The organism is Streptomyces sp. NPDC005794, assembly GCF_042871445.1.
GTDB lineage: Bacteria > Actinomycetota > Actinomycetes > Streptomycetales > Streptomycetaceae > Streptomyces.
This window is the reverse complement of record NZ_JBIAIN010000002.1, coordinates 157,232-170,238: the sequence shown is the minus strand read 5'-3', so window position 1 is coordinate 170,238 and position 13,007 is coordinate 157,232. Positions and strand designations below refer to the sequence as shown.

General features: G+C 70.9%; 12 protein-coding genes. 8 read left to right on the top strand and 4 right to left on the bottom strand.

Annotated features, from left to right (window positions below; translation table 11 throughout):
• The first annotated feature begins 87 nt into the window (after window positions 1-87).
• The 7 genes from ACFYQ5_RS03415 to ACFYQ5_RS03385 all read left to right on the top strand — a co-directional run bounded on the left by ACFYQ5_RS03415 (window position 88) and on the right by ACFYQ5_RS03385 (window position 8,286).
• Window positions 88-1,326: a MurT ligase domain-containing protein gene (locus tag ACFYQ5_RS03415; RefSeq protein ID WP_360984396.1), complete on the top strand. Its 1,239-nt coding sequence runs from the start codon at window positions 88-90 to the stop codon at window positions 1,324-1,326.
• Between the two features lie 34 nt (window positions 1,327-1,360).
• Window positions 1,361-2,089, top strand: coding sequence for a type 1 glutamine amidotransferase (locus ACFYQ5_RS03410; RefSeq protein WP_389192428.1), 729 nt, complete (start codon window positions 1,361-1,363; stop codon window positions 2,087-2,089).
• Window positions 2,090-2,280: 191 nt separating this feature from the next.
• A complete protein-coding gene (locus ACFYQ5_RS03405; RefSeq protein ID WP_389192425.1) occupies window positions 2,281-3,306 on the top strand; it encodes a 6-phosphofructokinase in 1,026 nt (341 codons plus the stop codon).
• Between the two features lie 111 nt (window positions 3,307-3,417).
• Window positions 3,418-4,368, top strand: a complete 951-nt coding sequence (locus ACFYQ5_RS03400; RefSeq protein WP_389192422.1) for a cytochrome c oxidase assembly protein — start codon at window positions 3,418-3,420, stop codon at window positions 4,366-4,368.
• 67 nt (window positions 4,369-4,435) lie between these two features.
• Window positions 4,436-4,594 (top strand): hypothetical protein, encoded by a 159-nt coding sequence (locus ACFYQ5_RS03395; protein ID WP_389192420.1) that lies wholly within the window; start codon window positions 4,436-4,438, stop codon window positions 4,592-4,594.
• Window positions 4,595-4,608: 14 nt separating this feature from the next.
• A complete protein-coding gene (locus ACFYQ5_RS03390) occupies window positions 4,609-4,827 on the top strand; it encodes a hypothetical protein (protein WP_389192417.1) in 219 nt (72 codons plus the stop codon).
• Between the two features lie 114 nt (window positions 4,828-4,941).
• Window positions 4,942-8,286, top strand: a complete 3,345-nt coding sequence (locus ACFYQ5_RS03385) for a S8 family serine peptidase (protein WP_389192414.1) — start codon at window positions 4,942-4,944, stop codon at window positions 8,284-8,286.
• Between the two features lie 184 nt (window positions 8,287-8,470).
• On the opposite strand, the gene ACFYQ5_RS03380 is transcribed toward ACFYQ5_RS03385, so the two are convergent.
• From ACFYQ5_RS03380 to ACFYQ5_RS03370, 3 genes are read right to left on the bottom strand one after another with little or no spacing between them, the layout of a single operon-like run.
• Window positions 8,471-9,133, bottom strand: a complete 663-nt coding sequence (locus tag ACFYQ5_RS03380; RefSeq protein ID WP_389192411.1) for a hypothetical protein — start codon at window positions 9,131-9,133, stop codon at window positions 8,471-8,473.
• Window positions 9,127-10,653 carry an ATP-binding protein gene (locus tag ACFYQ5_RS03375; RefSeq protein WP_389192408.1) on the bottom strand — a complete coding sequence of 509 codons (1,527 nt, stop codon included), beginning with the start codon at window positions 10,651-10,653 and terminating at the stop codon, window positions 9,127-9,129. The genes ACFYQ5_RS03380 and ACFYQ5_RS03375 overlap by 7 nt, the downstream gene beginning before the upstream one ends.
• A complete protein-coding gene (locus ACFYQ5_RS03370; RefSeq protein WP_389192405.1) occupies window positions 10,650-11,333 on the bottom strand; it encodes a response regulator in 684 nt (227 codons plus the stop codon). Before ACFYQ5_RS03370 ends, ACFYQ5_RS03375 begins: the two co-directional genes overlap by 4 nt.
• A 521-nt stretch (window positions 11,334-11,854) precedes the next feature.
• Between ACFYQ5_RS03370 and ACFYQ5_RS03365 the strand changes: the two genes are divergently transcribed.
• Window positions 11,855-12,199 carry a hypothetical protein gene (locus ACFYQ5_RS03365; RefSeq protein ID WP_389192402.1) on the top strand — a complete coding sequence of 115 codons (345 nt, stop codon included), beginning with the start codon at window positions 11,855-11,857 and terminating at the stop codon, window positions 12,197-12,199.
• Window positions 12,200-12,241: 42 nt separating this feature from the next.
• On the opposite strand, the gene ACFYQ5_RS03360 is transcribed toward ACFYQ5_RS03365, so the two are convergent.
• Entirely contained in the window at window positions 12,242-12,835 is a 594-nt protein-coding gene (locus tag ACFYQ5_RS03360; protein ID WP_389192399.1) for a hypothetical protein, read from the bottom strand.
• Between the last annotated feature and the right edge of the window lie 172 nt (window positions 12,836-13,007).

Here is a 13,007-nt window from a genome sequence, read left to right as displayed (position 1 = left end):
TCCACGTTCCCCGTGGTGCCGAGGTGCGGTCGTCGCGCCGGACATCGATAGGCTGGGCGCGGACTTACGCAAGGAGGATCTAGGACGATGGCAGGCAACACGGAGCCGTTGTCGCCGCGGGCCAAGCTCGCCGTGACGGCGGGCAAGGCCGCGGCGGCGGTGTCGCGCGCTGCGGGGCGCGGCAGCGGATCGGTGATCGGCGGCCGGGTGGCGCTCAAGCTCGACCCCGACCTGCTCGGGCGGCTGGCGCAACACCTGGACGTGATCCTCGTGTCCGCGACGAACGGCAAGACGACCACCACCCGGCTGATCGCCGAGGCACTCCGGGCCGCTGGGCCCGTCGTGTCGAACGCGCTCGGCGCCAACATGCCCGCGGGGATCACCTCCGCGCTGGCCGGCGGCTCGGACGCGAAGTACGGCGTGATCGAGGTCGACGAGAAGTACCTCGCGGGTGTCGCGCGCGACACGACTCCGAAGGTGATCGCGCTACTCAACCTCTCGCGCGACCAGCTGGACCGCGCCGCGGAGACCCGGATGCTGGCGGAGCAGTGGCGTGAGGGCCTGTCGGGCTCCAAGGCCGTGATCGTGGCCAACGCCGACGACCCGCTGATCGTCTGGGCCGCCTCCTCCTCCCCCAATGTGGTGTGGGTCGCGGCGGGGCAGGCGTGGAAGGACGACGCCTGGTCGTGCCCGTCCTGCGGCGGTGTGATGCAGCGCCCCGGGGACGACTGGTTCTGCGGCGAGTGCGGTTTCCGCCGCCCCGCTCCGAGCTGGGCGCTGAACGGCGACTACGTCCTGGACCCGCACGGTTCAGCGTGGCCGATCCACCTCCAGCTTCCGGGCCGGGCCAACAAGGCCAACGCCACGAGCTCGGCTGCCGTGGCCGCGGTCTTCGGCGTGCCGCCGCAGGTCGCCCTGGAGCGCATGTACCAGGTGCAGGCCGTGGCGGGCCGCTACGACGTCGTCAGCTTCCTCGGCCGTGAGCTCCGGCTCCTGCTGGCGAAGAACCCGGCGGGCTGGCTCGAAACGTTTTCCCTGATCGATCCCCCGCCCACTCCGGTGATCCTCTCGGTGAACGCCCGCGGCGCCGACGGCACGGACACCTCCTGGCTGTGGGACGTCGACTACACCCAGCTCTACGGTCACCCGATCTTCGTGCTCGGCGACCGCAAGCTGGACCTCGCGGTCCGGCTCGAGGTGGCCGGACTCGACTTCCGGGTCTGCGAGACCCTGGACGAGGCCGTCCAGATGGCTCCGCCCGGCCGTATCGAGGTCATCGCGAACTACACCGCCTTCCAGGATCTGCGCCGTCGTGTCGGCAACTGACCCCCGCGCGGGCAACCCCCGGAGAGGACGAAGCATGAGCAACAACGGTCTGCGGCTGGTGTGGGTCTACCCCGACCTCCTCAGCACCTACGGCGACCAGGGCAACGCCCTGGTGGTGGAGCGCCGGGCACGCCAGCGCGGTCTCGACGTGTCGCGCGTGGACGTGCGCAGCGACCAGCCCATCCCGACGTCGGGCGACATCTATCTGATCGGTGGCGGTGAGGACCGGCCGCAGCGGCTCGCCGCCGAGCGGCTGCGCCGCGACGGCGGACTGAGCAGGGCGGCGTCGAACGGCGCGATCATCTTCTCGGTCTGCGCGGGCTACCAGATCCTCGGTCACGAGTTCATCAACGACCTCGGCGAGCGCGAGCCCGGCCTCGGGCTGCTCGACGTCGTCTCGACCCGGGGCGAGGGTGCCCGGTGCGTCGGCGACGTACTCGGGGACATCGATCCGAACCTGGGCCTGCCGCCGCTGACGGGCTTCGAGAACCATCAGGGCATCACCCATCTCGGCCCTGCGGCGCGCCCGTTCGCGCGGGTGCGGCTGGGCGGGGGCAACGGCACGGGTGACGGTACGGAGGGCGCGTACAACGACACCGTCTTCGGCACCTACATGCACGGGCCGGTCCTGGCACGGAACCCGCTGATCGCGGACCTGCTGCTGAAGCTGGCCCTGGACGTGAACGCGCTGCCGCCGTGCGACGACCGGTGGTACGAGGCGCTGCGCGCCGAGCGGATCGCCTCGGCGACCCAGCCCACCTGACGTATTCCGCCCGGCACGGACCGGTCCTTCGCGGAGGGCCGGTCCGTGCGTGAGCGGCCGGTGTACATCCGGTGGACGTCCAGCAGTCGGACAGCGGGTTCGGCACGGCCACCCCGCGCCGGTAGGGTGGCGAGGATCCAACCGGACGACGTGGTCCGGGGTCGGCCCACGTTGCAAAGGTTTCCCGGGCAATGCGAATTGGTGTGCTCACCTCCGGCGGCGACTGCCCCGGCCTCAACGCCGTCATCCGTTCCGTCGTGCACCGCGCCGTTGCCGATCACGGCGACGAGGTCATCGGCTTCCACGACGGATGGAGGGGCCTCCTCGAGTGCGACTACCGCAAGCTCGACCTCGACGCGGTCGGGGGCATCCTCGCCCGTGGCGGCACGATCCTCGGCTCCTCCCGCGTCCAGCCCGCACACCTGCGTGACGGCGTGGAGCGCGCGAAGGGCCATGTCGCCGATCTCGGCCTGGACGCGATCATCCCGATCGGCGGCGAGGGCACGCTGAAGGCCGCCAATCTGCTGTCCGAGGCGGGCCTGCCCATCGTCGGTGTGCCCAAGACCATCGACAACGACATCGCCTCCACCGACGTGACCTTCGGTTTCGACACGGCGGTCGGGGTCGCGACCGAGGCGCTGGACCGGCTGAAGACGACGGCCGAGTCGCACCAGCGGGTGCTGATCGTCGAGGTCATGGGGCGGCACACCGGCTGGATCGCGCTGCACTCGGGCATGGCCGCCGGTGCGCACGCCATCGTCGTACCCGAGCGGCCTTTCGACATCGAGGAGCTGACCGCGCTGGTGGGCCGGCGCTTCTCGGACGGCAAGAAGTTCGCGATCGTCGTCGTGGCGGAGGGCGCCAAGCCGCGGGAGGGCTCCATGGAGTTCGACCAGGGCAAGAAGGACATCTACGGCCACGAGCGTTTCGCCGGTGTGGCGACGCAGCTCTCCGGTGAGCTGGAGCAGCGCCTCGGCAAGGAGGCCCGCCCGGTGATACTCGGCCATGTGCAGCGCGGCGGCACCCCGACCGCGTACGACCGCGTCCTGGCCACCCGCTTCGGCTGGCACGCGGTGGAGGCCGCTCACCGCGGCGAGTTCGGCATGATGACGGCGCTGCGCGGCACGGACATCACGATGGTTCCGCTGGCGGCGGCCGTGGAGACCCTGAAGACGGTCCCGGCCGAGCGCTACGCCGAGGCACAGGTCGTGCTCTGACGGTCACGCCCCTCCGTGAACCGCCCCCGGCCGCACCCGCGGCCGGGGGCGGTTCTAGTCTGGACCGGACAACCGGCACGAAACGGGGACGTCCCCAGCGGGAGTGAACAGATGGATCACAGCGGGCACGGCATGAACATGGATCTGCCGCCGTTCACGCTGGGACGTGGGCTCGAATTCTCCGCGGACCCGTTCTTCCTCATCGGCTGCCTCGCCGCACTCGCCCTGTACGGCTACGGGGTCGTGCGGCTGCGCGGCCGGGGTGATGGCTGGCCGGTGAACCGGATCGTGTTCTTCGTCCTCGGCATCCTGTCGATCGCCCTGGTGATGTGCACCGGGCTCAACGACTACGGCATGGTCATGTTCAGCGTGCACATGGTGCAGCACATGGTGATCAGCATGGTGTCGCCGATCCTGCTGCTGCTGGGCGCCCCGGTGACGCTGGCGCTGCGGGCGCTCCCGGTTGCGGGGCGGGGCCGTACGGGTCCGCGCGAGCTGCTGCTCAAGCTGCTCCACAGCCGCTACATGAAGATCATCACGCACCCGGTGTTCACCATCCCGCTCTTCATCGCGAGCCTGTACGGGCTGTACTTCACGCCGCTGTTCGACTTCCTGATGGGGTCGACGACGGGCCACATCGTGATGATGGTGCACTTCCTGGCGGTCGGCCTGGTGTTCTTCTGGCCGATCATGGGCGTCGACCCCGGTCCGCACCGGCCCGGTTACGTGATGCGCATGCTGGAGCTCTTCGCGGGCATGCCGTTCCACGCGTTCTTCGGGATCGCGCTGATGATGGCGAGCCAGCCGATGGTGAAGGCGTATGAGAATCCCCCGGTCTCACTCGCCGTCGACGCCCTGAGCGACCAGTCCGCGGCCGGCGGCATCGCCTGGGCGTTCAGCGAGATCCCGTCCGTGCTGGTACTGATCGCGCTGGTCTTCCAGTGGTACCGCTCCGAGCAGCGGACGGCCAAGCGTTCCGACCGTGCCGCCGACCGGGACGGCGATCAGGAGCTGAAGGCGTACAACGCCTATCTCGCGTCGCTGCAGACCCGCGGACAGTAGCGGTGCAGGCCCCGGAGGGGTGACCATGGCTGCAACGGCCGTGCGGCCGGGTGAGGAGCGTGTGCTCATGCCTGGATCCACGAAGACCATGGGAGTGCTCACCGTCGGCGCGCTGGTCGCGGTGACGGCGTACACGGTGGCACTGGGGAGCAACGGCTGGCTCTGGTTCGGCTGGGTGATCCTGGGGCTCGCCACGCTGGGGATGGCCGCCACCCGCGACACCTGAGGCGGGACGGTGTGGTGGGCGGTGGTCCCGACCAGGTGAGCGTCGCCTCGGCGGCCAGGGCCGCCGAGGAGGCCCTCCAGGAGTACGCGACGGCCGGACGCGCCTGCTTCACGGTGCCCGAGCGGCGGCGGCCGACCACCGACGAGGTGCCGCGCAACGCGATGGATCCGGGGCCGTACGCCCTCCCGAGTAAGCCCGATCACTCCGAACGGCTGTTACACAACGATCATTGAGTGCGTCCGAGCGACCCCGGAATACTTCAGGGCCCCGGGGCCGTACGTATCCGAACACGTCCCCGTGCGGGCCGGGCCTTCGCCCGCCCGATTCACTCCTGAGCAGGGACAATCTTGCGTAAACGATCAAAGAAGGCGTACGCCGTCGTCGCTGCGGCCGCCGTCGTCCTGACGGCGGGCATGACCGGCCCGGCATCGGCGAGGACCGGCGCACCGGACACGGCATCCCCGGTCACCACCAAGGGCTTAGGAGCAGCCGGCAGGACCGTGCACACCGTCACCTTGATCACTGGTGACCGGGTCCTCGTGGACTCCCGTGGCCGGGTCGGCGGTATCCAGCGGGCGAAGGGCCGGGAGGACATACCGTTCTTCACCCAGACCCACAACGGTCGTACCCATGTGGTGCCGCGTGACGCCCGGCGGCTGATCGCCGACGGCACGCTGGACCAGCGGCTGTTCGACATCACCGGACTCTCCGAACCGGCGAGCCGCAAGGCCCACCGGGCGGGGCTGAAGGTCATCGTCGGCTACCGGGGATCGGCGGCCGAGTCCGCCCGCGCCGAGGTGCGGTCCTCCGACGGCACCACCGTCCGCCGGATTCTGTCGGCCCTCGACGCCGATGCCGTCACCGACGCCGGCGCCACCGACAGCACGGGCTCGCTGTGGGACGCCCTGACCCGTCAGCAGGACGACGGTTCGGCGGCCAGGACCTCCGGCATCGCACGGATCTGGCTGGACGGCGTGCGGAAGGCGTCGCTCGACCGCAGCACCGGCCAGATCGCCGCCCCGGCGGCCTGGGCCCGCTCGTACGACGGCGCCGGTGTGAAGATCGCCGTCGTGGACACCGGGATCGACGCCACCCACCCGGACCTGACGGGCCGGGTGGTGGCGGAGCAGAACTTCAGCGGCTCCCCTGACGCCCGGGACCGTGTCGGACACGGCACGCATGTGGCCTCCATCGCGGCCGGTACGGGGGCGAAGGACTCCCGGTTCAAAGGCGTGGCACCCGCAGCCCAGTTGATCAACGCCAAGGTGCTGGACGACCGGGGCGTCGGTGAAGACTCCGGCATCCTCGCGGGGGTCGACTGGGCCGTCGCCCAGGGTGCCGACATCATCAACATGAGCCTGGGCAGCCCCGACACCGTCGGGATCGACCCGCTGGAAGCCCAGGTCAACAAGGTTTCCGCGGAGAAGGACATCCTGTTCGCGATAGCCGCGGGCAACAGCGGGCCGGGGCGGGGCACGGTCGCATCGCCGGGCAGCGCCGACGCGGCCCTCACCGTCGGCGCCGTCGACGACGACGACCAGATCGCCGACTTCTCCAGCGTCGGGCCCCGCGCCGGGGACGGCGCCGTCAAGCCCGACATCACCGCGCCGGGCGTGGAGATCACGGCGGCCGCGGCGGCCGGCACCTCGGGACAGAACCCTCCCGGATACATCAGCCAGAGCGGCACGTCGATGGCGACCCCGCACGTCGCGGGCGCCGCGGCCGTCCTCAAGCAGAAGAACCCCGCCTGGACGGGCGCACAGATCAAGGCTGTCCTGACGGGCTCGGCCAAGGACGGCTCCCACTCGGTCTTCCAGCAGGGCGCGGGCCGGCTCGCCGTCGACAAGGCGATCGACCAGACGGTCTTCTCCGAACCGGGCTCGATCAGCCTGGGCACCCAGAAGTGGCCCCACACCGACGACACACCCGTCACCGAGCAGATGACGTACCGGAACAACGGCACCGCCGACGTGACGCTGGACCTGTCGCTGGCGGCGCCCACCGGCGGAGACGGACAGCCCGCGCCTGCCGGGTTCTTCACCCTCGGGACCCAGCGGATCACGGTTCCGGCGGGCGGCGACGCCACCGTGGATCTGACGGCCGACACCCGGCTCGGCGGCACGGTCGACGGCTCGTACTCGGCCACGGTCGTCGCGTCCGGAGGTGGCCGGACCGTGCGCACCGCGGCAGCGGTGGAGCGTGAGAGCGAATCGTACGACGTCACCTTCAAGACGATCGGACGCGACGGTGAAGCCAGCACTGCCTGGCAGGCCGATCTGAAGGGCTACCGCGAGTCCGCCGAGGGCCAGCGGTTCTTCCCGGATCTGTCATCGGGCTCCGCCACGGTCCGGCTGCCGCGCGGTACCTACAGCCTCGCCGCCGACATGCTGGTCGACCCCGCGGCCCCGGACAAGGGCGCCGATCTGATCAGCAATCCGCAGCTGTCGGTGACCGGTCCCACGACTGTCACCCTCGACGCCCGGACCACCCGGCCCGTGACCGTCAAGGTGCCGGACGCTGCCGCACGCCCCACGCGTGCCGGAATGATGTACACCCTGAACACACCCGAGACCTTCCTCATCGAGGGGGGCGAGTTCAGCAGCTTCGACAACCTGCGCACCGCCTACCAGGGGCCCGAGATGGACGACGGCTCCCTCACCCAGCAGTGGTCCGCGCAATGGGAGCGGGGCACCACCGAATACAACGTCCTCACCGGCGGCCCGGTCCAGGAGCTGGCCACCGGCTACAGCAAGACGTACACCCCCAAGGACATGGCCCTGGTGAAGGCAAGGATCGGATCGTCCGTACCCGGTCTCGACGGCGCCCTCGCGGCGCACGGCATGCTGGACCACGGAGGCGGCGTCGAAGCCCTCTACTCCGTGCAGTCGGCACCGGGAACGCGCCATGTGTATCTGTCCACGGCCGACGGGGCCGCTTGGAACATCGTCGCGGGTGTACTGGGCGAGGCGGACGCGGCGGGCTACCGGAGCTTCGACTCGGCGTATGAACTCGACGGGCCGCAGCGGTTCACGGCGGGGGCGACGTACACCGAGACCTTCAATGTCGGTGTACTGGGGCCGCGGTTGAAGGCGGACGACGGGCTCGTGCGCGACGGCGACGACATCTACGGCGCGTTGCCGCTGGTCAGTGACGGGGCGGGCCATTCCGGGTTCGCCCAGTACTCAGGTGCGAGCACCACCGTCCACCGCAACGGCGAGCTGTACACGCAGAAGGACGCTGCCATCGACCAGGAGCCCTTCACACTGCCGTCGGAAGCCGCCGCGTACACGGTGGCAACCACGATCCACCGGAACCCGACGTTCAACCGCACCGGGACGCGGATCGACGCCTCGTGGACCTTCAGCTCGGCCCGCACCGAGAGCCCGACGACGCTCCCGGTCTCCACGGTCCGTTTCCTGCCGCAGCTCGCGTTGGACTCCACCGTTCCGGCGGGCGACATGCAGACCGTCCCCGTCGAGGTGCAGGGCGCGGCGGCCGGCGCCAACCTGAAGAGCCTGCGCGTCCTGGTGTCGTACGACAACACGAAGTGGCTGTCCGCCCCGGTCGAGGCGGACAAGATCACGGTACGCGCCCCGGAGAAGGGCAAGGCGATTTCGCTGAAGGCCGTCGTCACCGACAGGAATGACAACCGGTCGACGGTCACGATCCACAACGCCTTCTTCGGCAGGTGAGGCGACACCGAACCGGAACCTGCGGGACTCGCGCGATCGGGTGAGACTCCGACGGACGGGACACAGCCCCGGGTGAGTTGAGGAGAGCGGCCCGCCGGAACCCAGGGAGGTTCCGGCGGGCCGCTGCCTTCCCGTGCGGGGCCGCCGGGAAGCCTCGACCGGTGCCCAGCCGTTCTGTCACGGCTCAGCGTGCCGGCACCGGGACGGGGCGAACGGGGCAGTCGGCCGGGGCGAGGCGTCCTTCCTCGCCGACCAGGCTCACGGACACGGTCCCCTGCGCATCCGCCGCGTACGCGGCCGTGCAGACGAGCTGGTCGCGGGCGGGGGCGGTCAGCCGTGTCACCCGCAGGCGCAGCTCGACCTCGACGGTGAGGTCGCCCCTCACGATCCGGCCCACGGCGGATGCCGCACGGGGCAGCGAGGGAGCGTTGCGGAACCCGGCCCGCCGTTCGGCCTTGTCCGGCCCGGCGAGCAGGGCGGTGACGGCCGCGCGTGGCGAGAGGGGCCCGCTCGTCTCCTCACCCGCCGGTGGCGAACCGCCGAGGCCGTCCGGCCTGTGCGCCCCGTCCGGGCGGGCCGAGGAGTCATCCGGCCCGACGGAGCCCTCGACGCCGCTCCGCCACGGTGCGTCGACAGTCCTCGGCACGGGCAGCAGTTCGTTGTCGGGGGAGAAGAAGAACAGCAGCACACGTCCCTCGCGCGGGGGAAGCAGATCGGCGACAGCCGGGCTGCCGGCCTCGATCACGGCCGTCTCCTGGATACCGCAGCCCACGAGCGGGCCCACGGCGAGCACCAGCAGCGCGGCGAGCCGGACCGCCCGGCGGGCAGGGAACGCCGGCTTCACCACGCGGCGGCCTCCGTCCGCTCGCGGCTGTCCCCCGGTCCCGTGCCACCGTGCGCAGACGCCGGACCGTCCGCGCCGCGACCGGACGCGGGCCCGCCGAAGGGCAGTTCCACCGTGAACAGGGCGCCGCCGCCGGGCGCGTTCTCCGCGCGGATCGTGCCGCCGTGCAGGTGTACGTTCTCCTCGGTGATCGCGAGACCGAGGCCGCTGCCCGATGAACGGGATCGTGCGGCGTCCGCCTTGTAGAAACGGTCGAAGATGTGCGGCAGCGCGTCCGGCGCGATCCCGGGGCCGCTGTCGTGCACCTCGGTGATCAGCGCGCCCCCGCGTGCCGACAGCCGCACAGTGACCGGTTCGGCACCATGGCGCAGGGCGTTGCCGACCAGGTTGGCCACGATGACGTCGAAGCGGCGCGGGTCGAGGCGGATACGGAAGCCCTCGGGCAGCTCCGCGCGGACCCGGCCGAGCCACTGCCTGCCGGACAGGGTGCTGCGCACGGCCTCCGCCGCATCCACCTCGTCGGCGTTGAGCTCCGCCGCGCGGGCGTCGAAGCGGGAGATCTCCATCAGATCCTCCACCAGTACGGCCAGTCTGCCGGTCTCGGTACTGATCAGGCGCACCGCCCGAGCGGTGTCCGGGTCGAGCGTCTCGGCGTCCTCGTCCACCACGTCCGTGACGGCGAGCATGCCGGCGAGTGGGGTGCGCAACTCGTGGGAGACGTCCGAGGCGAAGCGTCGGGCCCGCGTCCCGGCGTCCCGCAACTCCTGCACGGAGCCTTCGAGGCGGGCTGCCGACTCGTTGAACGTCCTGGCCAGGTCGGCCATTTCGTCCCTGCCGTGTACGGGGATACGCGTGTCGAGCCGCCCGCCGCCCATGGAGTGTGCGGCACGCCGCAGTGCACGGACGGGGCGTAGCACGCTGCGCGCCGCGAGCAGTGCGGGCACCAGGGCCACGGCCAGACCCGGCAGCGCGCCGTCGCGGGCCGCGGTCACCAGCGCGTCGATGTCCGCCTCCTCGTTCGTCATGGGCATCACGGCGAAGAGAACGAGGCCGCTCGGCACCGCGTCGCCGCCGGCGACGACCCGGGTCATCACCGGCATCCCGATCGTCAGATACGCGGTCCCGTCCTTGACGACCCGCTCGAAACTGCCGTGCGGCGAAGTGAGCGCGGTGCGGCGCAGCTCCGCGGTCAGAACACCGGAGACCGGCCGGTCACCTGAGGAGGCGCGCAACGAGCCGTACTCGGCGAAGACGATCCACGGATGGGGTTTGGCGCGCGCCGCGATGTCGTAGAGGTACCACCGCAGCGAATCCGGATCCAGGGGAAGGGTGGGGACGAACTGCTCGACCTCCTCGCGGAAGGAGGTGACGGCCGTGTCCTGCGCACGCGCGAGGACAGCGCTGCGCGCCTCCCGGTAGGTCAACGCGGCGGTCGTGGCGGCGCTGACCGCGGCCACCAGCAGGAATCCGATCACCAGCCGGGTGCGCAGCCCGAACGCGGCGGTCGCTCCGGGCATCCTCACAGCGGACCGAAGCGGTAGCCGAAGCCCCGTACGGTCTGAATGTACCGAGGACTGCGGGAGGGATCCTCGATCTTGACGCGCAGCCGGCGCACGCAGGCGTCCACCAGCCGGACGTCGCAGTGGTATTCGTGCTCCCAGACGTCTTCCAGGAGCTGCTGCCGGCTGAAGACCTGTTCCGGCACCGCCGACAGGCGCAGCAGAAGCTTCAGTTCGGAGGGCGCGAGGGCGACCTGGTCGCCCGCCATGGAGACGGTGTATCCGACGCGGTCGATGTCGAGTCCACCGTGGTGCTCGACGGCGGGCCTCGCGTCGGTCGGGCTTTCGATGCGGCGCAGCACGGCACGTATGCGGGCCTCGATGACCTCGGTACGGGCGGGCTTGACGATGTAGTCGTCCGCACCCGCCTCCAGGCCGACGACGATGTCGATGTCGTCGCCGCGCGCGGTCAGCATGATGATCGGCAACTGGCTCGTCTCGCGTACCCGGCAGCACACCTGGACGCCGCTCATGGCGGGCAGCATCAGGTCCAGCAGCAGGAGATCGGGGCGAAAGGCACGCAGTGCCTCCAGACCGGCCTCGCCGGTCGCGGTGGCGAGGACCTCGTGCCCGCGCCGGAGCAGCCCGAGCTCGACGCCCTCGCGCACGGAGGGATCGTCTTCGACGAGGAGGACGCGTGGCATGGCGGGATCTCCGGGGTCGTGGGGAAGGGGGAGTCGTGAAGGGTTCGGCGAGCGGCGGGGACTGAACCGGGAGTTCGGATGCCGTGTCCGTGATCTGCCCGCGCGTCACCGGTCAGCCGGCGTCCCGTGGAACGGCGCCGTGCCGAACCGCCCGGCGCCGTCCCGGTACCGCGCCTCGCGGAGCCCCACCCGATGCGCCGGACGGGGAGGTCCCTCCGGCCGGGGCATGAGGTGTCGACGGGTCATGGTCGTACTCCAGGAGGTGAGGCAGCGGTGACTCCTCATACTCCCAGGCGTACGCGGGGGTGGTGACAGGCAGTCATACGTGCTGGACGTGCCCGGGTTCGTCACGTAGGGAGAGGGAGCCGAGTCACCGATGCGGTCCGGGCAGCCCCTGTCCACGCGCCCGGCACGGTTCCCTTCCGGGACCGAGTGGCACAGGCGTACCGTGGGGCCGCGCATCCCGGGCCTCAGGCGGGTCGCACGGAACGTCCGGTACCGGCCATGTGCGAAGGGGTTCGATGAAGTACGGGGGCGCCCTCGTGGGCCTTTTCCTCGTCCCGGGGGTATGGGGAGCAGTAAGCCTCGGAGGCGCGCTGACGGCCTCGACGGAGATCGTCTGTCCCGGGGCGAACGTGGGCCAGGACGGCGAGGAGCACCCAGGGCCCATGCGGCGCGGGGACACCCGGTGCGCGGTGCTCGACGGAAGCGTCCATGTCGCGACACGCACCTACGAGCAGCAACAGCGGGTCCAGTCCCTGGAGCGGCGCCAGGACGCCCGGAACGGCGCCCTGCTCCTGGCATACGGCGCCACGGGCGGAGCCCTGGTGTGGCGCGCCCAGCGGCCGAGGTCCGGCAGGGACTGAGCCCGCCGCCCGCGCCCCGCTCCTCGGCGGGGCCGGACGGCTTCACGGTGCGGGCGGGGTCGCTGGACGTCGAAGCTCCAGGACGACCGCGGTTCCGGCTACGGACCGGTCCTCGTGCATGGTGATCACCTGACCCTGCCGAAGGTGACGCCACTGCGAGGCGTCGAGAGGGGCGAGCCGTACCGGAGCTCGTCCACCGGGCTCCAGGAACGGCGTGCATTCCACCCAGAGGCGCGCGATGTCCAACGCCGGCTCGCCGCTCGGGGCCCGGTGTCCGATGTCCCACATCGGGCGCAGGACCCCGGCACCGGTTATGGGTGTCTGCCGTCGTGCTTCGGCAGCCGGGCGGAGGGTGAGGTCGGCCCGGATCACACCGTTCCGGGCCTCGTAGCAGCGCCAGTGGCACCACGCCGCACTGGTCTCGAGCTGCATCTGTTCGGCGGCAGCGGCCAGGGTCTCCCAGAAGCCGGGCGGAAGCGGCTGGACGTCACCGAGTTCCTCCAGCAGGCCGAGAGCCACTTCCCACTCGTCGTGGGTGAGGTACTCCCAGACGTCGTCGACCGTGATGTCGTTCGCCGTCGCGTTCTCCTCGGGCGTCAGCAGGGCGGCGGCTTCGAGCAGTTGGGAAACATCCATGCCCTGATTCTGGACGACGTAAAACCGCGCAGCTCCGATGCCGAGCTCGTGGGAAGCACAGCGGCTCGGGTTCGTCCGGGTACCCGGGAATGGACACGTCGCGCTGGTCGTCACCGAGCGCCTGGCCCGCCCCCGATTCGAATATCTCCACCTCGGTGTCCGTGCGCCGGGT